The 20,511-nt window shown below is 62.4% G+C and carries 25 protein-coding genes; 12 read left to right on the top strand and 13 right to left on the bottom strand.

Going from position 1 to position 20,511, the window contains the following annotated elements; genetic code table 11:
• Positions 1-53: 53 nt before the first annotated feature.
• The 9 genes from ACI5KX_RS09605 to ACI5KX_RS09645 form a co-directional block, all read right to left on the bottom strand.
• Positions 54-617, bottom strand: coding sequence for a hypothetical protein (locus tag ACI5KX_RS09605; protein WP_406810443.1), 564 nt, complete (start codon positions 615-617; stop codon positions 54-56).
• 144 nt (positions 618-761) lie between these two features.
• Positions 762-1,529, bottom strand: a complete 768-nt coding sequence (locus tag ACI5KX_RS09610) for an ABC transporter permease (RefSeq protein ID WP_406810444.1) — start codon at positions 1,527-1,529, stop codon at positions 762-764.
• Positions 1,526-2,470, bottom strand: a complete 945-nt coding sequence (locus ACI5KX_RS09615) for an ABC transporter ATP-binding protein (protein WP_406810445.1) — start codon at positions 2,468-2,470, stop codon at positions 1,526-1,528. The genes ACI5KX_RS09610 and ACI5KX_RS09615 overlap by 4 nt, the downstream gene beginning before the upstream one ends.
• A 10-nt stretch (positions 2,471-2,480) precedes the next feature.
• Positions 2,481-3,518 carry a tRNA preQ1(34) S-adenosylmethionine ribosyltransferase-isomerase QueA gene (queA, locus tag ACI5KX_RS09620; RefSeq protein WP_406810446.1) on the bottom strand — a complete coding sequence of 346 codons (1,038 nt, stop codon included), beginning with the start codon at positions 3,516-3,518 and terminating at the stop codon, positions 2,481-2,483.
• Positions 3,519-3,600: 82 nt separating this feature from the next.
• Positions 3,601-4,335 carry a peptidylprolyl isomerase gene (locus ACI5KX_RS09625; protein WP_406810447.1) on the bottom strand — a complete coding sequence of 245 codons (735 nt, stop codon included), beginning with the start codon at positions 4,333-4,335 and terminating at the stop codon, positions 3,601-3,603.
• Between the two features lie 94 nt (positions 4,336-4,429).
• Positions 4,430-4,942, bottom strand: a complete 513-nt coding sequence (gene coaD, locus ACI5KX_RS09630; RefSeq protein ID WP_406810448.1) for a pantetheine-phosphate adenylyltransferase — start codon at positions 4,940-4,942, stop codon at positions 4,430-4,432.
• Complete coding sequence (locus tag ACI5KX_RS09635) at positions 4,939-5,346, bottom strand: hypothetical protein (protein ID WP_406810449.1); 408 nt, start codon at positions 5,344-5,346, stop codon at positions 4,939-4,941. Before ACI5KX_RS09635 ends, coaD begins: the two co-directional genes overlap by 4 nt.
• The gene (locus tag ACI5KX_RS09640) at positions 5,343-6,248 is read right to left on the bottom strand and encodes a polyprenyl synthetase family protein (RefSeq protein WP_406811355.1); all 906 of its coding nucleotides are present in this window, start codon (positions 6,246-6,248) and stop codon (positions 5,343-5,345) included. Before ACI5KX_RS09640 ends, ACI5KX_RS09635 begins: the two co-directional genes overlap by 4 nt.
• 10 nt (positions 6,249-6,258) lie before the next feature.
• A complete protein-coding gene (locus ACI5KX_RS09645) occupies positions 6,259-6,528 on the bottom strand; it encodes an exodeoxyribonuclease VII small subunit (protein WP_406810450.1) in 270 nt (89 codons plus the stop codon).
• Positions 6,529-6,620: 92 nt separating this feature from the next.
• Between ACI5KX_RS09645 and ACI5KX_RS09650 the strand changes: the two genes are divergently transcribed.
• The 5 genes from ACI5KX_RS09650 to ACI5KX_RS09670 are packed head-to-tail and all read left to right on the top strand — an operon-like array spanning position 6,621 to position 10,721.
• Positions 6,621-7,025, top strand: coding sequence for a DUF2177 family protein (locus ACI5KX_RS09650; protein WP_406810451.1), 405 nt, complete (start codon positions 6,621-6,623; stop codon positions 7,023-7,025).
• Positions 7,026-7,047: 22 nt separating this feature from the next.
• On the top strand, positions 7,048-7,722 hold the full coding sequence (locus ACI5KX_RS09655) for a hypothetical protein (protein ID WP_406810452.1): 675 nt from the start codon (positions 7,048-7,050) through the stop codon (positions 7,720-7,722).
• A gap of 16 nt (positions 7,723-7,738) precedes the next feature.
• Positions 7,739-9,979, top strand: coding sequence for a phosphoribosylformylglycinamidine synthase subunit PurL (purL, locus tag ACI5KX_RS09660; protein ID WP_406810453.1), 2,241 nt, complete (start codon positions 7,739-7,741; stop codon positions 9,977-9,979).
• 12 nt (positions 9,980-9,991) lie between these two features.
• Positions 9,992-10,318, top strand: coding sequence for a DUF6122 family protein (locus ACI5KX_RS09665; RefSeq protein ID WP_406810454.1), 327 nt, complete (start codon positions 9,992-9,994; stop codon positions 10,316-10,318).
• A 1-nt stretch (position 10,319) separates the two neighbouring features.
• Positions 10,320-10,721 carry a hypothetical protein gene (locus ACI5KX_RS09670; protein WP_406810455.1) on the top strand — a complete coding sequence of 134 codons (402 nt, stop codon included), beginning with the start codon at positions 10,320-10,322 and terminating at the stop codon, positions 10,719-10,721.
• On the opposite strand, the gene ACI5KX_RS09675 is transcribed toward ACI5KX_RS09670, so the two are convergent.
• Positions 10,718-11,293 (bottom strand): hypothetical protein, encoded by a 576-nt coding sequence (locus ACI5KX_RS09675; RefSeq protein WP_406810456.1) that lies wholly within the window; start codon positions 11,291-11,293, stop codon positions 10,718-10,720. The two genes, ACI5KX_RS09670 and ACI5KX_RS09675, sit on opposite strands and share 4 nt — an antisense overlap.
• Before the next feature lie 57 nt (positions 11,294-11,350).
• Here ACI5KX_RS09675 and ACI5KX_RS09680 point away from each other — a divergent pair, with 57 nt between their 5' ends.
• A complete protein-coding gene (locus ACI5KX_RS09680) occupies positions 11,351-11,881 on the top strand; it encodes a TetR/AcrR family transcriptional regulator (protein WP_406810457.1) in 531 nt (176 codons plus the stop codon).
• A 5-nt stretch (positions 11,882-11,886) separates the two neighbouring features.
• On the opposite strand, the gene ACI5KX_RS09685 is transcribed toward ACI5KX_RS09680, so the two are convergent.
• The gene (locus tag ACI5KX_RS09685; RefSeq protein ID WP_406810458.1) at positions 11,887-12,678 is read right to left on the bottom strand and encodes a Coq4 family protein; all 792 of its coding nucleotides are present in this window, start codon (positions 12,676-12,678) and stop codon (positions 11,887-11,889) included.
• A gap of 130 nt (positions 12,679-12,808) precedes the next feature.
• On the opposite strand from ACI5KX_RS09685, the gene ACI5KX_RS09690 reads away from it, so the two are divergent.
• Positions 12,809-13,495, top strand: coding sequence for a nitroreductase family protein (locus ACI5KX_RS09690; RefSeq protein WP_406810459.1), 687 nt, complete (start codon positions 12,809-12,811; stop codon positions 13,493-13,495).
• Between the two features lie 28 nt (positions 13,496-13,523).
• On the opposite strand, the gene ACI5KX_RS09695 is transcribed toward ACI5KX_RS09690, so the two are convergent.
• Both ACI5KX_RS09695 and serB read right to left on the bottom strand, forming a co-directional pair.
• A complete protein-coding gene (locus tag ACI5KX_RS09695; RefSeq protein WP_406811356.1) occupies positions 13,524-14,351 on the bottom strand; it encodes a Coq4 family protein in 828 nt (275 codons plus the stop codon).
• A gap of 130 nt (positions 14,352-14,481) precedes the next feature.
• A complete protein-coding gene (gene serB / locus ACI5KX_RS09700; protein WP_406810460.1) occupies positions 14,482-15,282 on the bottom strand; it encodes a phosphoserine phosphatase SerB in 801 nt (266 codons plus the stop codon).
• Between the two features lie 76 nt (positions 15,283-15,358).
• On the opposite strand from serB, the gene miaA reads away from it, so the two are divergent.
• The 5 genes from miaA to ACI5KX_RS09725 all read left to right on the top strand — a co-directional run bounded on the left by miaA (position 15,359) and on the right by ACI5KX_RS09725 (position 20,483).
• Positions 15,359-16,303: a tRNA (adenosine(37)-N6)-dimethylallyltransferase MiaA gene (miaA, locus tag ACI5KX_RS09705; protein WP_406810461.1), complete on the top strand. Its 945-nt coding sequence runs from the start codon at positions 15,359-15,361 to the stop codon at positions 16,301-16,303.
• Between the two features lie 273 nt (positions 16,304-16,576).
• Positions 16,577-18,301 carry a biosynthetic-type acetolactate synthase large subunit gene (gene ilvB / locus ACI5KX_RS09710; protein ID WP_406810462.1) on the top strand — a complete coding sequence of 575 codons (1,725 nt, stop codon included), beginning with the start codon at positions 16,577-16,579 and terminating at the stop codon, positions 18,299-18,301.
• A gap of 14 nt (positions 18,302-18,315) precedes the next feature.
• On the top strand, positions 18,316-18,831 hold the full coding sequence (ilvN, locus tag ACI5KX_RS09715; protein ID WP_406810463.1) for an acetolactate synthase small subunit: 516 nt from the start codon (positions 18,316-18,318) through the stop codon (positions 18,829-18,831).
• Between the two features lie 13 nt (positions 18,832-18,844).
• Positions 18,845-19,864 carry a ketol-acid reductoisomerase gene (gene ilvC, locus ACI5KX_RS09720; protein WP_406810464.1) on the top strand — a complete coding sequence of 340 codons (1,020 nt, stop codon included), beginning with the start codon at positions 18,845-18,847 and terminating at the stop codon, positions 19,862-19,864.
• A gap of 19 nt (positions 19,865-19,883) precedes the next feature.
• Positions 19,884-20,483 carry a DUF4329 domain-containing protein gene (locus ACI5KX_RS09725; protein ID WP_406810465.1) on the top strand — a complete coding sequence of 200 codons (600 nt, stop codon included), beginning with the start codon at positions 19,884-19,886 and terminating at the stop codon, positions 20,481-20,483.
• Positions 20,484-20,511: the final 28 nt, after the last annotated feature.

Here is a 20,511-nt window from a genome sequence, read left to right on the forward strand (position 1 = left end):
ACGGGCCGACCGTCGGTCTGACAGTCGGCCCGCCGATTTTCGATCGGGTAGGATCAGAATTTGAATCCCACGCCGGCCGTCGCGCGGAAGCTATCGAACGCAATCGTATCGACATTGGCCCGCACGACCAATTGGCCGACCGGCACATCCACGCCTGCACCGACCAGATAATCGCCAGCACCGACATCCGGTAGGAAACCAATCTCGTCGATGATAACCTGTTCGTCGACACCAATCACCTGAGCCAGGTCGACATCGACTTCCTGATATCCTCCGCGAAGATAGACTTTGGTGCCATTGTCTGCGCGATAGCCAAGCCGCGCAGAGGCACCGATATCGGAATCGATAGCATCGGTTCCGAAGGCCGCGTTGGCCTCGACGCCGACGAAGAAATTTTCCGAAATTGGGAAATCGACCGCAACGAAGCCGCCAAGGATGACTCCGTTATCGGTCAATTCGAAACCTTCGAGTTCGGTGTCTCCATCGACCAGACCCAGATCATGGTATCCTGCGATGGCGCCGACTGTGACTTCTGTTCCGCTTTCCTGTGCGAGCGCTGCCTGGGGAAAGGCAATGCCTGCAGCGGCGACGACGGTCAGAAATGCGATCCTGTTCATAATTTTCCCTTTGGTATCGGCTGCTCGGATGTGAGCCAGCAAGGGGAATTGTTGGATCGCCCGCCTTTCAGTCAGATGAACAGTTGCTGCAACAACTCTTATTGTGCCAAGTTTTGGCGATGCAGTGGCAGAATTGCACCGTTTTCATTCGCGAAGTCGCCATCCGGTCTTGAAGATATACGCGATGATCGCGACGCAGACCGAGAGGAAGCCGAGCGTCAGGCCGAGCGAAACGCCGATCGACACATCGGACTGGCCATAGAACGTCCAGCGCAATCCGCTGACGAGAAAGGCGATCGGGTTTGCCAACGCGATCTTGTCCCAGGGCTCGGGCAGCATGTCGATCGAATAGAACGTCCCGCCCAGGAAAGTCAGCGGGGTTAGAATCAGCACCGGGATAATCCCGAGCTTCTCGAAACTGTCCGCCCAGATGCCGAGGATGAACCCGAACAGCGAAAAGCTCGCCGCCACCAGCATGATGAAGCCGATAGCGTAGATCGGATGCTTGATTTCATAATCGACGAACAGCGTCGCCGTCGCGAGGATCACGGCTGCGAGGATCAGACTCTTGGTCGCCGCCGCACCGACGAAGCCGATCAGCGTCTCGGCGACCCCGACAGGCGCCGAAAGCAATTCGTAGATCGTCCCGGTGAAGCGCGGCATGTAGATGCCGAAACTGGAGTTGCTGGTGGTCTCGCCCAGCAGGGTGAGCATCAGCAGGCCGGGGATGATGAACGCCGCATAATCGACACCGCCGAGATCGGGCATGCGCCCGCCGATCGCAGCGCCGAACACGATGAAATAGAGCGAAGTGGTGATCACCGGCGCGATCAGCGATTGGAATGCGGTGCGAAACGCGCGCATCAACTCGCGCTGGTAGATCGACCATGCTCCCCGGGCGTTGAAGCTCATTCCGCCGCCTCCCGCTCGGTCACGAGGCCGACGAATATATCCTCGAGCGAGCTGTCATGGATGTCGATGCCGGTGTAGTCGATGCCGGCGGTGATCAATGCCTTTGTCAGGTCGGCGACTTCTTGCCTGCCCTTCCCCGATCCATCGCCGCCGCGATAGCAGAGCTCGGTTCCGCTCTCTCGCAGCTCGACAGGGAAACCGGCCAGCGACGAGGGGAGTTCCGCGAGTGGCGCGGCGAGCGTAATAATCGCCTCGGTGCGACCAAGGCGCTGCATCATCGCCTCCTTATCATCGACCATCAGGATCCGACCCTTGCGAATGATCCCGACGCGGTCGGCCATCTCCTCGGCCTCTTCGATATAGTGCGTGGTGAGGATAATCGTGACGCCGCGTTCGCGCAGCGCGCTGATCTGCTTCCACATATCCTTGCGCAGCTCGACATCGACGCCGGCCGTGGGTTCATCGAGGAAAAGCAGGTCGGGATCGTGTGCCAGCGCCTTGGCGATCAAAACGCGCCGCTTCATGCCACCCGAAAGCTCGCGGATCTGGTTGTCCTTCTTGTCCCACAGGCTCAGGCTCTTGAGCACTTCTTCGATCCGCGCCTTGTCCGGCGGATGCCCGAACAGCCCGCGCGAATAGGAAACAGCGCGCCAGACCGTCTCGAACATGTCGGTCGAAAGTTCCTGCGGAACGAGCCCGATGCGCCCCCTCGCCTCGCGCCAGTTTTGCGCGAGGTCCTTGCCGAAAGCCGTGATCGTGCCGCCGCTCGGTCGCACCAGCCCGCAAACCGCACCGATCAAGGTCGTCTTGCCTGCGCCATTGGGGCCCAGTAGCGCGAAGATCTCTCCCTTGCGGATCTCGAGATCGACATCGTCGAGCGCTTTCGTGCCGCCCTTGTAGACCTTGGTCAGGCCGGAAATGGAGAGGATCGGTTCGGACATCCCTCGCCGCTTAGGGAAGCAGGAGCGAGGAGTCACCATAGGAATAGAAACGGTATTCCTGTTCGATGGCATGCCGGTATGCCGCCATCATCCGTTCGCGCCCCATCAATGCGCTCACCAGCATCATCAGCGTGGACTTGGGCAGGTGGAAATTGGTCATCAGCCCGTCGACCCCTTTGAAGGTGTATCCCGGCGTGATGAAGATATCGGTGTCGCCCGCGAAAGGCCGGATCGACCGATCCTCGTCCGCCGCGCTTTCGAGCAGGCGCAGCGCGGTGGTGCCGACAGCGATGATCCGCCCGCCGGCAGCGCGCGCTGCATTGAGGCGTTCGGCGGTCTCTGCCGTGATCCGCCCGAATTCCGAATGCATCGCATGGTCTTCGGTGTCGTCCGCCTTGACCGGCAGGAACGTCCCGGCGCCGACATGCAGCGTAAGCGTCTCGCGTCGAATGCCGCGCGCGTCGATCGCCTCGATCAGCTCGGGCGTGAAATGCAGCGAGGCGGTGGGAGCGGCGACCGCGCCGTCCTCCCTGGCAAACATGGTCTGATAATCGGTGAGGTCTTGCTCGTCGACGCCGCGTTTCTGCGCGATATAAGGTGGGAGCGGCATCGTCCCTGCGCGGTCGAGCAGCACTTCGACCGGCTCCTCGCCTTCGAAAAACAGCGTCATGCTGCCATCGGGCAGGCGCTGTTCGGCAATCGCGCTCACGCCGCCTCCAAACACCAGTTGGTCGCCCTCCTTCACCCGCTTGGCGTTGCGGACAAAGGCCTGCCAACGCCTCAGATCGACGCGTTTGTGCAGGGTTGCGCCGATTTTCGCCTCACCATGGGCGCGGCGCCCTTCAAGCTGCGCCGGGATCACCCGCGTGTCGTTGAAGACCAGCACATCGCCGGGCTCGAGCAGGTCGGGCAGATCGCGCACGCCGCGGTCCTCGAACGGTGCATCGGCACCGCGCACGACCAGCATCCGCGCCGCATCGCGCGGGCGGACAGGACGCAGGGCGATGCGCTCCGGCGGGAGTTCGAAATCGAACAGATCAACGCGCACCGGCCATCATCCGATCATTCTGAGCTTGTCGAAGGACACGCATGGCCGCGCGCTTAGCGGCGCGCGCCGCAAGTGGGAAGCGCTACTGGCTTTCGAGCGGCGCGCTCAGCATGTCCGAGGTGACTTCCTCGTCCGCCGTCGCGGGCGCGGAGGGCATGACCGGACGCGGCTTGTTGTCGCTCGCGAGCGAGGCTTGCAGGATCCGCGTCGGGTTCTGCGGCGGCTCGCCGCGATTGATATCGTCCACTGCGCCCATGTTTTCGATCACGCGGCCGAAATTGGTATAGCGCTTGTCGAGGCTGAAACGCGGGTAGAAGACGATGAAGAACTGGCTGTTCGCGCTGTTCTCTTCGGTCGCGCGCGCCATCGATACCGTGCCGCGGACGTGCGGCATCGGGTTGAATTCCTCTGCGAGATCGGGAAGCTCGCTGCCGCCCTGGCCCGTGCCGGTCGGATCGCCGCCCTGCGCCATGAAGCCGTCGATCACGCGGTGGAAGATGATCCCGTCGTAAAAGCCCTGACGGGTCAAGGTCTTGATCCGTTCGACATGCTCGGGCGCCCATTCGGGCATCAAACGGATTTTCACCCGCTCGCCGTTCGACAGGTCGAGGACCCAGATGTTCTCGAGGTCTTCGGTCGCGTCGTAATTGATCGGCGCAAACGTGCGTCGGCCGGTCAGTTGCTCCTGCTCCGACAGCTCCTCCTGCATGTCGTCGGCAGCGGCGACGGTTGCATCGTTATTGTCCTGCGCCGCGACGGCAGAGGGGATGGCGAGGAGCGAGAGCGCGCCGAAAGCGGCCAGGGTTTGCTTGATCATCACATTCTTCATGAATTGGTCCAATTGCTGCGCGTCTAGCCGTGCCCGGCTGACACTTCAATGAATGAAGCGCGCCAATCGACAGCCCAAGTGCCTAAAGGTCGCCCTTGCGCCCGATCTTGGCCACCCGGGCGTTCACCTCTTCGCGCACCGGAGCGCTCACAAAGGGCGTGATGTCGCCGCCATACAGCGCGATTTCCTTGACCAGCTTGCTGGCAATCGGTTGCAGCGAGACGTCGGCCATCAGGAAGACGGTCTCGATGTCATCGTCGAGCTGCTGGTTCATCCCCGCCATTTGGTATTCGTATTCGAAATCGGCCACTGCGCGCAGGCCGCGAATGATGATGCTGGCGCCTTGCGACTGAGCGAATTTCACCAGCAATGCGTTGAATCCGACCACCTCGACATTGTCGAGACCGAGGCCCGCAACCTCTCGCTCGACCATCGCAAAGCGCTCTTCGGTCGAAAACATCGGGTCTTTCGAAGGGTTGGTCGTGACCCCGAGGATCAGCTTGTCGACCAGCTTGGCGCCGCGCCGGATAATGTCGGCGTGGCCGAGCGTGATCGGGTCGAACGTGCCCGGATAGATGCCTATGCGAGTGGTCATTCTCGTTCTATCTCCCATTCGACCGCTCCAACCGACCGGTCGTCGGACAGCTCAACTCTGATTTTCTCCATTGTCCCGCCGTATAGCTCGGTTTCATACTTGCCATCGCCAGATGCGGAAAAACCGACGGTCTCAAAAGACGAAGACAGAGCTTCGATACAGCTTGGCGGAGCAGTGAAAGCGCGAACGAAGTAGTCTTTGCCCTCTTCGGATCGATGCATTGCGCCAACGAGGTCTGCATCCAGACAAGCGGGAGCGTCAAAGCGATCCACGAGGGAATTCACCAGCAAGTGCTTTTCCGGCGTGGAGGCGGGCGCGCGATCTTCCTCCGCCACAGTGCTTTCGTCGCCGCAAGCTCCAAGTGTCACGACGACTACCAGAGCCGCGGATAGACTGATCCTCATCGATCCCGCTCCACAATGAAACGCGCCAGTGCACGCAAGAGATCGGCTTCGCTTCCGTGCGAGCCCAGGTGGCCGATCGCCTGATCGACCAGCATGCGTGCCTGATCGCGCGCCTGATCGACGCCCATCAGCGTCACGAAAGTCTGCTTGCCCTGTTCCTCGTCCTTGCGCAGCGCCTTGCCCGCCTTTTCCTGATCCCCGGTTACGTCGAGCAGGTCGTCGGCGATCTGGAAAGCAAGGCCGATATCGCGGGCATAGGCGCGCAAATGCGTGCGACCTTCGGGCGGGACCTTGCCCAGGATCGCCCCCATCTCGACCGACGCGGCGAGCAGCGCTCCGGTCTTCAGCTGTTGCAGCCGGGTGATGGTGCGCAGATCGTATTCGACACCGGCTTCGTCGGCGACCATGTCCATGATCTGGCCGCCTGCCATTCCGTTCATGCCGCTCGCCTTGCCAAGTGTCGCGATCAATTCGCTGCGCACGAACGGATCGGAACTGGTGCCGCCATCGGCGAGAATTTCGAACGCCAGCGCATGGAGGGCATCGCCTGTCAGAACAGCGGTGGCCTCGTCGTAAACCTTGTGCAACGTCGGCTTGCCGTGGCGCAGATCGTCATCGTCCATGCATGGCAAGTCGTCGTGGATCAGCGAATAGACGTGGATGGCCTCCACCGCCGCTCCCGCACGCAAAGCTGCGGTGCGGTCGACACCATAGAGTTCCGCGGTGCTCACCAGCAGCAACGGTCTGACCCGTTTGCCACCGCCTATCGTGGCATAGCGCATCGCTTCGACCAGCCGCGCGCTCGTATCGTCGGGCACGGGCAGGAAGGCATCGAACACCGAATCGATCTCCGCCTGCACTCGCTTCAACCCGGTGCCGAGCAGGTCGCCTTCGATCCCCACGACGTTCACCTCAGTTGTCCCCGTCCAGCGGGGTGGTGCCGGTGGGCTTGCCGTCCGCGCCGGTCACGATCTTTTCGATCCGGGCCTGCGCCGCGTCGAGCCGCTTCTGGCACGCTGCGCGCAATTGCTCGCCGCGTTCATAAAGCGTGATCGATTCGTCCAGCGGCACGTCGCCGCGCTCAAGCTGCTGCACGATCTGTTCAAGCGCGCTAAGCGCCTGCTCGAAACTCATCTGCGTGATATCGTCCGCTTCGGTCGCGGAACCTTTTGCCTCGTCCATGCGCTTGAGCATTGGCCGCGCGAGACTGCCCGGTCAAGGCCGCCCGACTACAAACGGCCGCCTAATTCGCCTGGCTCAACGGGGACCCGCACATGATCAAATTCGTCATCGCCTATTTCTGCGCCGCCATCGTGTTTGGCCTGCTCGATTCGGTTTGGCTGCGCTGGGCCGGACCCAACCTCTACCGCCCCGTCATCGGCGAAATCATGGCGAAGGAGTTCAATGTCGGCGCTGCAGCGGCGTTCTATTTCATCTACCTTGCGGGGATGGTGTGGTTCGCGATCAAGCCGGGCCTCGAAAGCGGATCTGTGGCAACGGCGCTGCTCAACGGCGTCCTGCTCGGCGCGCTTTGTTACGCAACATTCGACCTCACCAGCCAGGCGGTGTTCAAAGTGTGGGCAACCAAGATATCGGTGATGGACATCATGTGGGGCGCGTTTGCTACGGGCACCACCAGCGCGATCACCACGTGGGCGGTGCTGCGCTTCAGCAACTGACCGAGCGTCAGGGGGGCAAAACATGTTTATCGGACATTTCGCTCCGGCCTTCGCAGCGGCTGCGATCGGCCCGCGTTCGCCGAAGCTCGGGACGCTTTTCGTCGCCGCACAGCTTGTCGACTGGGGCTTTTTCGGGCTCGCCATGCTCGGCGTCGAGAAAATGCGGATCGAACCCGGAGCGACTGCCATGGTGCCGTTCGATCTATATCACATGCCCTACACCCACAGCCTGGCGGGCACAGGCGCGTGGGCTCTCGCTTTTGCGCTGATCGTGATGGTTTGGCAGCGCAACGTCACGGGCGGCCTGTTGGCAGGACTGGTCGTGACCTCCCACTGGGCGCTCGACTGGCTGACCCACCGCCCCGACCTTACCCTTATGGGCGGCGAGAAGGCGTACGGTCTTGGCCTGTGGAATCACCCGGCGGTCGCGATGCCGCTGGAAATCGGAATTACCCTGGCAGCATTCGCGTTTTACGTACTCCGTACGCGCGGACCGATCGCTCCGCCGCTGGTCCTGCTCACGGCGTTGCTTGCCCTGCAGGCCGTCAACTGGTTCGGGCCGGAGCCGGAAACCGCCGGACCCGCGCTCTATGCGCAGGCGCTTCTGGCCTTCGGAATCCTGACTGCTCTCGCCATGTGGGTCGGGGAGAATCGCTATTTCGTGCGCCGTGGAGGCTTGGCGACTCCGAGCGTCTAATCTATCGGGTGCGCGCATGAGCGAAATCACCCCCGAGATTGTCGAACAGCACGGCCTTTCCGCAGAGGAATACGAGCGTGTGCTGCATGCGCTGGGCCGCGAGCCGAACCTTGTCGAACTCGGCATCTTTTCGGTCATGTGGTCGGAGCATTGCTCGTACAAGTCGAGCCGCCTTCATCTCAAGAAGCTTCCGACCGAAGCGCCATGGGTGATTTGCGGCCCCGGCGAGAACGCCGGCGTGATCGATATCGGTGACGGTCAGGCGGCGATCTTCAAGATGGAGAGCCACAACCACCCGTCCTACATCGAACCCTATCAGGGCGCGGCGACCGGCGTCGGCGGGATCCTGCGCGATGTCTTCACCATGGGCGCGCGGCCCGTGGCGAACGCCAATGCGCTGCGCTTCGGACGGCCCGAGCACCCCAAGATGAAGCACCTCGTGCAGGGCGTGGTCGCGGGCATCGGCGGCTACGGGAATTGCGTCGGCGTGCCGACCGTGTGCGGCGAAACCAACTTCCATCCCGCCTATGACGGCAACATCCTCGTCAACGCGATGACAGTGGGCGTCGCCGATGCCGACAAGATCTTCTACTCCGCGGCAACCGGCGTCGGAAATCCGATCGTCTATGTCGGCTCGAAGACCGGCCGCGACGGCATCCACGGCGCGACCATGGCCAGCGCCGATTTCGAGGAAGACGCGGAGGCCAAGCGCCCGACCGTGCAAGTCGGCGATCCCTTCACCGAAAAGCTGTTGATCGAAGCCTGCCTCGAGCTGATGGCGACCGATGCGATCGTCGCGATCCAGGACATGGGCGCGGCGGGTCTCACCTCGTCCAGCGTCGAAATGGCGACCAACGGCAAGGCGGGCATCCGGCTCGACATGGACAAGGTGCCGTGCCGCGAAGAAGGCATGACGCCGTATGAAATGATGCTGAGCGAGAGCCAGGAGCGCATGCTCATGGTGCTCAAGCCCGGCAAGGAAGAAATGGCTGCGGCGATCTTCGAGAAGTGGGAGCTCGATTTCGCGATCATCGGCGAAGTCACCGACACGCAGCACATGGTGCTCGAATTCAGCGGCGAGGTGGTCTGCGACATTCCGCTCGGTCCGCTGGCGGCCGACGCACCGCTCTACGACCGGCCGTACCTCTCGAAAGAGGAATACACGGCGTGGGCAGGCATCGCCCCGATGCAGGACGTGCCCGATTCCGCCGATCCGGGTGCCGACCTGCTCAAGCTGGTCGCTTCCCCCAACCTCGCCTCGCGCCGCTGGATTTCCGAGCAATACGACAGCCAGGTCATGGCAGACACGCTCCAGACCGGCGGAGACGCCGGCGTGGTGCGGGTCCACGGCACGAAGAAGGCACTGGCGATCAGCACCGATTGCACCCCGCGCTATGTCTATGCCGACCCGTATGAGGGCGGGAAGCAGGCGATTGCCGAAGCCTATCGCAATCTCTGCGCGGTCGGTGCGCGACCACTGGCGGTGACCAACTGCCTCAACTTTGCCAACCCGCAGCGGCCCGAGATCATGGCTCAGTTCGTCCACGCGCTCGAAGGCATGGGCGACGCCTGCCGCGCGCTCGATTTCCCGATCGTTAGCGGCAACGTCTCGCTCTACAACGAGAGCAAGGCGACCGGCGGCGGGTCTGCGATCCTTCCCACCCCCGCCATCGGCGGTGTGGGCATCATCGACGACGCTTCGAAAATGATGACGATAGCCTTCAGGAACGAAGGCGACGCGATCTACATGATCGCTCCCGAATTCTGGGCCAGGCCCGATCCGACCCGCTCGCATCTCGGCAAGTCGCTGTGGCTCGCCGAAGTCCATGGCCGCGACGAAGGCCGCGCGCCGCCGGTCGACCTCTCTGCCGAGCGCGGCGCCGGGCACATTGTCCGCCGCCTGATCGAGATGGACCTGCTGTCGGCAGTTCACGACATATCCGATGGCGGTCTCGCCGTGGCGCTCGCCGAAATGGCGATGGCGGGCGGAATTGGTGCCGAGTTGCAGGCGCACGATGCTTATAGCGCCGCGCAATGGTGGTTCGGCGAGGACCAGGCACGCTACGTGCTGACCGTCCCCGCCGACAAGATCGAGGCGTTCAATCGCGAACTCGCAGCGGGCCCGGAGATTCCCGAGGCGGAAATGGTCGGCTTCCACCGTATCGGAACGGTCGGGGGAGACAGCGTGCTCGGCGTTTCGCTGGCGGACCTGAAGGACGCGCATCTCAGCTTTTTCCGCGACTGGATGGAAGTCTAGGCGACGGCAGCCGTGGAGCTGCTCCAACCGATCCTGCACTATGGCGGGCACTGGCTGGTGCCCTTCGCGCTCGGCTGGCTGATCTGGCGCGAGAATTGGCTGCGCGCAGGCGCGGTCATCGCGGCGGGCAACCTGATCGATCTCGATCACCTGCTGGCCGATCCGATCTTCGATCCGAACCGCTGCTCGATCGGGTTCCACCTGCTCCACGGCTGGGAAGCCGCGATTGCCTATGTCGCCCTGCTCGCCATCCCGCGCTGGTGGGCGCGAGCCTTTGCACTCGGGGCGCTGTGGCATCTTGTGGTCGACTATGGCGATTGCGTGATGCAGACTGCCTGACATGACCGCAGGCTATTCCGGAACCCCGCTCGCCAAGAAGCTTTCGCTGAAGCCGGGGTTGCAGGCTTGGTTTCACGCCATGCCCGAAACGGTGCGGGTGGAAATAGGCGATATCGGGATCATCGAACTTCCGGGACCGGTAAAGGGCCTCGACGTCGCGCATGTTTTCACCAAGGAACGTTCGGAGCTCGAGCACCTGCTCACCGAGCTGCGCCACACCATCGCTCCTGACGGCTTCGTCTGGGCCAGCTGGCCCAAGAAAGCCTCGAAGGTCGAAACCGACATCACCGAAGACACGATCCGCGAGATTAGCCTGCCGCTCGGCTTCGTCGATGTGAAAGTGTGCGCGGTCGACCACGTCTGGTCGGGTCTCAAACTGATGATCCGCAAGGAATTGCGCTAGCCGCTTCGCCAGCACGTCCATCCCAGGGCGATCACCCATGCGAGCTGGATGCCGTAGGCCGCCATCGCGCCGTGCAGGTCCATTCCCATGTGACCCGATAGCAGCGCGACTACAGGCGCAAGCCCGGCAATCCATCCGAACCCGGCCAATAGCCGCTCGCCAGATTTCCAGATTCCGACCGACCAGATGGCGAACGCGATGCCGATCCCGATAACGCCGAGTTCGGCGAGCATCTGGTTCGACCACCAGATAAAATCGAAGATGTCGTGCCCGATCTCGCCCTCGCCATAGGCACGCATCGCCGGGAAAACGAACCCGTTGAGCGTGCCGGCAGCCATCGTGGCGATTACGCCTGCCGCGTAGAAGACGGTGGCGATCATCTCGCGAAGCGTGCCCGCGCCAAGCGTCCAGAAGACCGATGCAGCCTGAGCCAGCAGCACAATCATCAGGCTTCCATGCACGCCGGCTATCATCATGTCCGAGGAATCGCCTGTGGGATGCATCGCCATCAGTCCCATCGCCGCGATCCCGCTCGCGATCAGTATGGCGCCTGCAGCCTTGTTGCTTGTCATCGTGCCGTTCCCCTGCCTAATCTCGACGCCTTCGACCATGGAGCGGGATGGGCGGCAATGAACAATGTCGAGCAAAAGTCCGGTGAGCGTGCGAAAACGCGCGCCATGCTGCTCGATGTTTTCAACGAGCTGCTCCTGTCGGGAGAGACCGGGCGCCCCAAGGTCGCCGAAGTGATTGCCGGTGCGGGCGTGGCGCGGTCGACCTTTTACGATCACTTCGACGGGATCGAGGCGCTGCTGAACGAAAGCCTGTCCGGATTGTTCGCCGGTTTTGCGCAAGCGATCGTGACCAGGCGCGATCCGGAATTCCTCGTCTCGCTGATCGAACACATCGGCGAAAACCGGGCGATGGCGCGCGAGTTCCTGTCGGGAGAACGCGGCGATCGGGCTCAGGCCTTGTTTGCCCAGGTGATAGAACGCGAGCTGGATGGCCGACCGGACGCCCGCCTGACCGGTATTCTCATTGCAGGTACGACCCTCACCGCTCTCAAAAACTGGGTTTCGGGCCGGATCAGCGATGATCCGCGATCGCTAAGCGAAAGATTGATGGCGACCGCGGGAGCGATCCTGTCGCAACAGGAAAGCTGAGCGCGTCAAGCCGCTTGCGGCTCCGACAGCCCCACATCCGAGATGATGTTGCCCTCTTCTTCGAGGATGCGAAGGCACTCGCGATAGATCTTGGGTTCGGCGATGTTCAGCCGCTTGCGGGCTTCATCGATATCTTCACGCATGACCGCTTCGACATCCATATGGGCGAGCTTGGCCGCAGCTTTCCCGTTACGCTTGCCCTCGCGCACTGCTGCGTAGATCGGCGCCTTCGTTCCGCTTACCTTCTTGATTTGCCGCGCGCCCGCAAAGGCGATGAACAGCACTCCGCCATTGCGGTTCTGCGAATAGGAGAAGCCCAGCAGGGTCGCCTCGCCCAGCGCGTCGCGCCCGTATCCGGTCAGCACGTGGAACAGGTCATGCGTGTCGCGCAGACGGTCGAAATACCATTGCGTCAGGTCCTGCGGGAGGCTTTCGGGCGGTGCCCACTTGTGGCTTTCCGCCACCAGCCCCGCAGCACTCAGCCCTTCGCGCTTCATGAACGCCATGTAGTGCTTGCCGACCGAGTTTTCGGGGAGGTCTGCCCAGCGATCGTGATCGTCCAGCATCGCCGGAATATCGACTTCTTCGCGCAGGAAGCGCTGGCCTTCTTCGGACTGGATGAAGTCCCACGCGCGCCGGTGGCTGCTCCTGCCCTTGGTCGCCTCGATAATGTGAAACACCTGCTCGGTGTCTTCCTTGTCCTCGACCAGCTTGCCGAAGTGATGCAGCACCTTGAGCGGCTGAAAGCCCGAGACCTTGCGATCCGGAGCAACGAGCGGACGATCCATGAGGGCCATGACTATCTCCAACACACGACTCGAATTAGGTTCGTTATTTGCAACCTACATTCCTGTCAGTTGCTTGTCCATATGCCTATGACGCTACGCCACCCTTTCCTTGCGGCGGATGCCACGCCAAAAGGAAAGAATGCGTGAACACGAAACCGTCCCCTACTCGCTCGAAGCCCTGTCCGATAACGAGGCCATTTCTCGCGCCCGAGCGATCCGCGACAGGCTGAAGCGGCGACGCACATGCCGGTATTTCACCGATGCCCCGGTACCGAGAGACGTGATCGAAGCTGCGATCGAAGCGGCCGGATCCGCGCCCAACGGTGCGAATCACCAGCCCTGGCATTTCGCGGTCGTCTCCTCTCCCGAGAAAAAACGCGCGATCCGCGAAGCAGCAGAAGCCGAGGAGCGGCGCTTCTACGGCGCCGATGGCGCAGATCCGAAAGCGAGCGATGAATGGCTCGGCGCGCTGAAGGAGCTTGGCACCGACGAAGACAAGCCGTTCCTGGAGACTGCGCCCTACCTCATCGTCGTTTTCGCCCAGCGCAAGGGCGGGATCGAAGAGGACGGGAAGACGCAGAATTACTACGTCAACGAAAGCGTCGGGATCGCCTGCGGCATGCTGATCGCGACCTTGCACGAAGCCGGGCTGGCAACGCTCACCCATACACCCTCGCCCATGGGATTCCTGCGCGACGCGTGCGGGCGCCCCGAATGGGAAAAGCCGCTGATGATCGTGGTTGTCGGCCACCCGACCGACGATGCGACGGTGCCTGCCCACGCGCTAAGAAAAAAGCCGCTGAGCCAGATTGCGAGCTGGCTCTAGCGGCTTTCTTGTTCGGCTCGGCAGTCGATTACGCCGAGGCGAGATTTTCGTCCGGCGTGTTCTCGCTGGCGAGCAGGTTGTAGGGGTCGATCCCTTCCTCGCGCCAAATGCGATGGCATTCGCGGTACTTGGTCGGCTCGGGTATGTTGAGCACCTCGCGCACGGTCTCGAGCGGTTGCTTGAGCAATTCGCGGATCGGCTGTTCGATCAGCCTCGGCGCGCCCTTGCCGGTCTTCTTCGCCTGGCGGACCGCACCCATCACCGGGGCTTTGCTGCCCCAAATCATCTTCTTGATGTTCGCCGCTCCGGCATAGCCGATCAGCAGGTGGCCCTGCGTCGGTGACTGGCCGTGGGTGAACAGCAGCACGCACTGTTCGCCCAAGGCATCGCGGCCATAACCGGTAAGAACGTGGAAAAGATCGTGCGTGTCGCGCGAACGCTCGGCGAACCACTGCACCAAGTCCGGATATTTCGGACGACCGAGTTTTTCGGCTTCGGCAACGAGGCCCGCAGCCGTCAGCCCTTCGGTCTCCATGAAATCGCAATACGCGTGCGCAAGGCTTCCCTTGGGCGTCTTGCGCAGCTCGGCGTGGTCATCGAGGATTTCGGGCAGGCTCGGCTCGGTCTCGCGCAGGTATTCGCCGCGTTCCGAGAGAGCCAGTTGCTCGACCCGCGGCATGAAATTGCGTGCAGGCAGCGATTCGTAAATCTTGAAGACAAGGCTGGTATCTTCCTTGTCCTTCATCAGCAGGCGGAAGTTCTTGATCGCGCGCGGCAGCGAATATCGCGGCTCCGGGCGGTCCGGGTGGCGGAGCACGGTGCCGTCGGCGGCGTGGAGAGCGGTGTAGTCGGTCATCATTCTGGGCCTTGTCGATTCATGCTCACGACCATAGCAGCCGCTTACTTACACGAATGTTAATAGCAGAATTGGGTTCCCGATCAAAACGCTTTTTGCGCGGCCGATCGAAAACGCTGCTCGGCTGGTCTCAATCCAACGTCCATTCGCTCTTCGGTATCCCGAGCAGTGAGAGGACAGAGGTGAGGTCCCCCCGATCGATCCTCCCGCTCGCGGCTTCCCTCGCTTTCGGCTTGGCGCGGTAGGCGAAGCCGTAAGTCGAGGCCTCGATCATCGGAATGTCGTTCGCACCGTCGCCGGCAGCGAGCGAATGCGCTTCGGGTCCGAGCTGTTCGAGTTCCTCCAGCAACGTCGCCTTCTTGGTGGAGGCATCGCTGATGGGCCCGGCAAGCCCACCGGTCAGCTTGCCGCCGGACACTTCAAGCCGGTTGCCGACCACGCGGTGGAATCCGAGCTCTTCCCCTATCCTGTCCGCGAAATGGTGGAAGCCCCCGGTCACCAGCACACAGCGCGCGCCTTTGGCTGCCAGAGTGCCCACCAACGTCCTCGCCCCCGGCGTCGCGCTGATGCGCTCTTCGAGGCATTGCGCGATCGCGCCTTCATCCAGCCCAGCGAGCAGCCCTACCCGTTCGCGCAATGCGCTTTCGAAATCCAGCTCGCCCTGCATCGCACGCTCGGTGATCGCGGCGATCTGGTCCTTGATCCCGGCGTAATCGGCAAGCTCGTCGATGCACTCCTGCCCGATCATGGTCGAATCCATGTCGGACACGAACAGGTGCGGTACCTGGATCTCGCTCGCGCTCACCAGCGCATCGCTCGGCGCGAAGAACCGATCGATCCCGGCCAGCACCTTTGCCGGATCGCCATCGGCAAAGCTCAACTGCAGCACATCCCCGCAGAAATCGAGCATAACGGCCGAAGCGAGCGGCATGCCTTCGCCCGCAAAAGCATCGGCCGCGGCATCAAGCCGTGTTTCCAGATCGGAACTGTCTGCTATCAGGCGGGCAATGAGCACCAAATCATCTCCAGCGAAACGTGTCGCGCTCATCGCAGGGCCGACCGCCAGCGGCAAGAGTGCAGTTGCGCTCGAACTCGCCGAAGCGCGCCGCAAGGCGAAGCTCGATACGTGGATCGTCAACGCCGACAGCATGCAGGTCTATGCCGACATCCCGATCCTCTCTGCTGCCCCCAGCGAGAAGGAGCAAAAGGCGCATCCGCACCGACTCTATGGCGAATGGGACGGGGCGGAAAGCTGCTCGGCGGCGGACTGGGCGAAGCGCGCGCGCGAGGTGATCGCCGAAGCGCATGAAGCGCATGCCCTCCCCGTCCTCGTCGGCGGAACGGGCATGTATATGAAAGTGCTGACCGAAGGCATCGCCCCGATCCCGGAGATCGATCCGGAAATCCGCAGCGTCGTGCGCGCGATGGACACTCCCACCGCCTACGCCGCGCTTCAGATCGAAGACCCCGAGCGCGCCAGCGAATTGCAACCCGGCGACAGCCAGCGCATCGCCCGGGCCCTGGAGGTCAAGAAATCGACTGGCGTCACCCTCGGCGATTGGCAGCGCGCCAAGACCGGCGGGATCGGCGAAGAGGTGGAACTGCATGCGGTGGTGCACATGCCCGAGCGCCAATGGGTCTACGACCGCTGCGACACCCGCTTCGCCGCGATGCTCAAGGCCGGAGCGATCGCCGAGGTCGAAGCGCTGCTCAAACGCGATCTCGATCCCGCCCTCCCCGTCATGCGTGCGATCGGCGTGCAGGAAATCGCCGCCCATCTCGCCGGAGAGATCGGCAAAGAGGAACTTGTGGAGCGCGGCAGCCAGTCGACCCGCAACTATGCCAAGCGCCAATTCACGTGGTTCCGCAACCAGTCGCCCGAAGGATGGACCCGCGTCGAATCCGAAAATGTCGATATCAAAGACGTTTTCGCATCATTATTGCGGAATTAACCGTTGACACGTTAGAATGTGCCTTATAGCGCGGCGTGACACGCAGCCCGGCGACTTGGCTTGGCTTCGCAACCAAACGCCGTTACACATTTGAAGGCAACGCACAGGTGAAGGTATCCAGTCGATGATTATCGTACTTATCGTGAAGGAAACGGGTTGATAGGATACTTTTCGAAGTGAACATCCTGATCGGCCCGATGCGAATATCCGCTTCGGGCCTTTTTAATATCTGGGAGAAGTGAGTTGGCGCAGCGCTCCGGAGCCGCCTTGTTGATGGAATGCCTGGTCGAGCAGGGTGTCGAATTCGTGTTCGGCTACCCAGGCGGCGCGGTGCTGCCCATCTATGACGAATTGTTCGGCGACGAGCGCATCCGCCACATCCTCGTCCGCCACGAAGCAGGCGCCGCGCATGCTGCCGAAGGCTATGCCCGCTCGACCGGCAAGCCGGGCGTCGTGCTCGTCACCTCCGGCCCCGGAGCGACCAATGCGGTCACTGGCATTGCAGACGCGTTTCTCGATTCCATCCCGCTGGTCGTCATCACCGGACAGGTCCCGACCGCGCTGATCGGCACCGATGCGTTCCAGGAAGCCGATACGGTCGGCATCACCCGCCACTGCACCAAGCACAATTACCTCGTGAAGGACCCGGCGGACCTCGTCGCGACCGTCGAAGAGGCATTCCGCATCGCCACCACCGGCCGCCCCGGTCCGGTCGTGATCGACATTCCAAAGGACGTGCAGATCGCCGTTCCTTCCGAAAGTCGTTCCTACGTCGCGCCGGGCTCGCACCGCTACGCGCCGCAAATGGCCGCTTCGCCCGAACATATCGTCGAAGCGATCGAGATGATCCGGCAGGCTGAGCGCCCGATCTTCTACACCGGCGGGGGCGTGATCAATTCGGGCCCCGAAGCGAGCGAGCTTCTGCGGAAGTTCCAGGATATCACCGGCGCGCCCGTGACCTCGACGCTGATGGGACTTGGCGCATTCCCCAACACGCACCCCGACTGGCTCGGCATGCTCGGCATGCACGGCACGTTCGAGGCGAACATGGCGATGAACCGCTGCGACGTGATGGTCTGCATCGGCGCGCGGTTCGACGACCGCGTGACTGGGCGCCTCGATGCGTTTTCACCCGATAGCAAGAAAATCCACATCGACATTGACAGATCTTCGATAAACAAGAATGTGCCCGTCGACCTCGGCATTGTCGGTGACTGCGCTACCGTTCTCGGCCAGCTGATCGAGGCATGGGGCAGCCGCAAGCCGCAGGACCTCGGCGAATGGAAGGCCCGCATTGCCGGATGGCGCGCGCGCGAATGCCTCGCCTATCCGGACAAATCGAAGAAGAACCCGGGCGCGATCATGCCGCAAAAGGCCGTCGAGCGGCTCTATGCGCTGACCAAGGACCGCTCGCCGATCATCACCACCGAAGTCGGCCAGCACCAGATGTGGGCAGCGCAATATTACGGCTTCGACCAGCCCAATAAATGGCTCACCAGCGGCGGGCTCGGCACGATGGGCTACGGCATGCCCGCAGCGATCGGCGCGCAACTCGGCAATCCCGATGCGCTGGTGATCGACATTGCGGGCGAAGCCTCGATCCAGATGAACATCCAGGAGCTCGGCACCGCTTCGCAATACCGCCTGCCGGTCAAGATCTTCATCCTCAACAACGAGTATATGGGCATGGTCCGCCAGTGGCAGGAACTGACCTATGAGAGCCGCTATTCGAACTCCTATTCGGACAGCCTGCCCGATTTCGTGAAGCTCGCCGAAGCCTATGGCTGGAAAGGCATCCGGATCGAAAGCGAGGATGATCTCGACGCGGGGATTCTGCGCATGATGGAGCATGACGGCCCGGTGATCGTCGATTGCTGCGTCGCGCAGGACGCCAATTGCTTCCCGATGATCCCGAGCGGCGCGGCGCACACCGAAATGCTGCTTTACGGCGATCAGGTCGAGGGCACGATGGACGACGAAGCGAAAGCGCTGGTTTAGGGGCGATCGAGACCATGAAAATCAAAAGCGCCGCATCAGAGCGCCACGTCCTCAACGTTACCGTCGATAACGAGCCGGGCATCCTCGCCAAGATCACCGGCCTGTTCACCGCGCGCGGTTACAATATCGATAGCCTGACCGTGGCCGACATCACCGAGGACCACGCGGTCAGCCGGATCACCGTCGTCACCAACGGCCCGCCCGAAGTGATCGACCAGATCGAGGCCCAGCTCGAACGGCTGGTGCCGGTCCACCGCGTGACCGATCTCACCACCGCGGGTGCGCATGTCGAACGCGAGCTCGCGCTGGTCAAGGTCGCGGGAACGGGCGACAAGCGGGTCGAAGCGCTGCGGATCGCCGAACTGTTCCGCGCCAATGTCGTCGACACGACCATCGAAAGCTTCGTGTTCGAACTCACCGGCGCGCCGGACAAGATCGACAGTTTTATCGCCCTGATGCGCACGCTAGGCCTCGTCGAGGTCGGCCGCTCGGGGGTTGTGGGAATGATGCGCGGCGCAGAAGGCGCCTAGAAAAGGGAATCCAATGAAAGTCTATTACGATGCCGATGCCGATCTGGGGCTGATCAAATCGAAGAAGATTGCCGTGCTCGGCTATGGTTCGCAGGGCCACGCCCATGCGCAAAACCTGCGCGACAGCGGTGTGGGGGAAGTCGCCATCGCACTGCGTGAAGGTTCGGCCACCGCCAAGAAGGCAGAAGCCGCCGGTTTCACGGTGCTTACCAACACCGAAGCCGCAAAGTGGGCCGACATCCTGATGATCCTCGCGCCCGACGAGCATCAGGCGGCGATCTGGGAGAACGACCTCAAGGGCAATATGAAGCCCGGCAGCGCGCTCGCTTTCGCGCACGGCCTCAACATCCATTTCGGCCTGATCGAGGCTCCATCCGATATCGACGTCATCATGATCGCCCCCAAGGGCCCCGGCCACACCGTGCGCAGCGAATACCAGCGCGGCGGCGGCGTCCCGTGCCTGATCGCAATCCACCAGGACGCGAGCGGCAGCGCGCACGACGTCGCCCTCGCCTATGCCAGCGGCGTCGGCGGCGGCCGCTCGGGCATCATCGAAACCAACTTCAAGGAAGAGTGCGAAACCGACCTGTTCGGCGAGCAGGCGGTCCTGTGCGGCGGGATCACCCACCTGATCCAGGCCGGATTCGAAACGCTGGTCGAGGCCGGATACGCGCCCGAAATGGCCTATTTCGAGTGCCTCCACGAAACCAAGCTGATCGTCGACCTCCTCTATGAAGGCGGGATCGCCAACATGCGCTATTCGATTTCGAACACCGCCGAATACGGCGACATCAGGACCGGTCCGCGCATCATCACCGACGAGACCAAGGCGGAAATGAAGCGCGTTCTCGCCGACATCACCAGCGGGCGGTTCGTGAAGGACTTCGTACTCGACAACCGCGCGGGCCAGCCCGAGCTCAAGGCCAGCCGCAAGGCCGCCGAGGCGCATCCGATCGAAAAGACCGGAGCCGAACTGCGCGCGATGATGCCGTGGATCAGCGCCAACAAGCTGGTGGACAAGGAAAAGAACTGACACCACCTATCCGGGAAGTATGAACCTCTCCCGCACCAACGCGATCATCCTTGCCATCTGCGCGCTCGCGTGGGTGCTCGTGGTCGTCCGTATCGCGCAGCATGAACCCGTTTACGAGCCGCGCGAGATCGTGTCGGCGCGCGACGACGTGCAGCGGTATGCACGCCAGCAGCTGAACGACCTCCAGCGGCGCTCCTTCCATGAAAGCCGCGAATTCTGCGGGGTGATCGTGGAGGACGAACTCGGCAATCTCTCCACCATGAGCGTGAGCGAGGGCGACATCGCCAGCTGCCAGTACGAGTACGAGGGCCGTGTCGGGATTACGCCGGTCGCGAGCTTTCATACCCATGGCGGGGCAAGCATCCGCTTCGACGACGAAGCCCCTTCGCTGCAGGATCTGCAAAGCGACATCGCCAGCCGCATGGACGGATATCTCGCCACCCCCGGCGGGCGGTTCTGGCGGATCGACTGGCAATCGCAGACCGCGAACCTGATCTGCGACGAAGGCTGCCTGTTGCAGGATCCCGACTACACCCCCTGCCCCGCTCACGAGCCGGCCGGGCAATACGATATCAAACGCCTTCAGAAACGCTTTCGCGACACACCCTCGCGCTGCTGAGCGGGCCGCGCGAGACTTCGGAACTCCT

Source organism: Erythrobacter sp. GH1-10 (assembly GCF_045363165.1).
Taxonomy (GTDB): Bacteria; Pseudomonadota; Alphaproteobacteria; order Sphingomonadales; family Sphingomonadaceae; genus Erythrobacter.

Coding starts and splice junctions, on each gene's coding strand:
- ACI5KX_RS09725 (WP_406810465.1), top strand. CDS start 19,884: ATGAACCTCTCCCGCACCAACGCGATCATCCTTGCCATCTGCGCGCTC.
- ACI5KX_RS09695 (WP_406811356.1), bottom strand. CDS start 14,351: ATGACCGACTACACCGCTCTCCACGCCGCCGACGGCACCGTGCTCCGC.
- coaD (WP_406810448.1), bottom strand. CDS start 4,942: ATGACCACTCGCATAGGCATCTATCCGGGCACGTTCGACCCGATCACG.
- miaA (WP_406810461.1), top strand. CDS start 15,359: ATGAGCACCAAATCATCTCCAGCGAAACGTGTCGCGCTCATCGCAGGG.
- ACI5KX_RS09645 (WP_406810450.1), bottom strand. CDS start 6,528: ATGGACGAGGCAAAAGGTTCCGCGACCGAAGCGGACGATATCACGCAG.
- ACI5KX_RS09680 (WP_406810457.1), top strand. CDS start 11,351: ATGAACAATGTCGAGCAAAAGTCCGGTGAGCGTGCGAAAACGCGCGCC.
- ACI5KX_RS09625 (WP_406810447.1), bottom strand. CDS start 4,335: ATGATCAAGCAAACCCTGGCCGCTTTCGGCGCGCTCTCGCTCCTCGCC.
- ACI5KX_RS09635 (WP_406810449.1), bottom strand. CDS start 5,346: ATGAGGATCAGTCTATCCGCGGCTCTGGTAGTCGTCGTGACACTTGGA.
- ACI5KX_RS09685 (WP_406810458.1), bottom strand. CDS start 12,678: ATGGCCCTCATGGATCGTCCGCTCGTTGCTCCGGATCGCAAGGTCTCG.
- purL (WP_406810453.1), top strand. CDS start 7,739: ATGAGCGAAATCACCCCCGAGATTGTCGAACAGCACGGCCTTTCCGCA.
- ilvC (WP_406810464.1), top strand. CDS start 18,845: ATGAAAGTCTATTACGATGCCGATGCCGATCTGGGGCTGATCAAATCG.
- ACI5KX_RS09610 (WP_406810444.1), bottom strand. CDS start 1,529: ATGAGCTTCAACGCCCGGGGAGCATGGTCGATCTACCAGCGCGAGTTG.
- ACI5KX_RS09605 (WP_406810443.1), bottom strand. CDS start 617: ATGAACAGGATCGCATTTCTGACCGTCGTCGCCGCTGCAGGCATTGCC.
- ACI5KX_RS09690 (WP_406810459.1), top strand. CDS start 12,809: ATGCGTGAACACGAAACCGTCCCCTACTCGCTCGAAGCCCTGTCCGAT.
- ilvN (WP_406810463.1), top strand. CDS start 18,316: ATGAAAATCAAAAGCGCCGCATCAGAGCGCCACGTCCTCAACGTTACC.
- ACI5KX_RS09615 (WP_406810445.1), bottom strand. CDS start 2,470: ATGTCCGAACCGATCCTCTCCATTTCCGGCCTGACCAAGGTCTACAAG.
- serB (WP_406810460.1), bottom strand. CDS start 15,282: ATGCCGCTCGCTTCGGCCGTTATGCTCGATTTCTGCGGGGATGTGCTG.
- ilvB (WP_406810462.1), top strand. CDS start 16,577: ATGGAATGCCTGGTCGAGCAGGGTGTCGAATTCGTGTTCGGCTACCCA.
- ACI5KX_RS09670 (WP_406810455.1), top strand. CDS start 10,320: ATGACCGCAGGCTATTCCGGAACCCCGCTCGCCAAGAAGCTTTCGCTG.
- ACI5KX_RS09675 (WP_406810456.1), bottom strand. CDS start 11,293: ATGACAAGCAACAAGGCTGCAGGCGCCATACTGATCGCGAGCGGGATC.
- ACI5KX_RS09655 (WP_406810452.1), top strand. CDS start 7,048: ATGTTTATCGGACATTTCGCTCCGGCCTTCGCAGCGGCTGCGATCGGC.
- ACI5KX_RS09650 (WP_406810451.1), top strand. CDS start 6,621: ATGATCAAATTCGTCATCGCCTATTTCTGCGCCGCCATCGTGTTTGGC.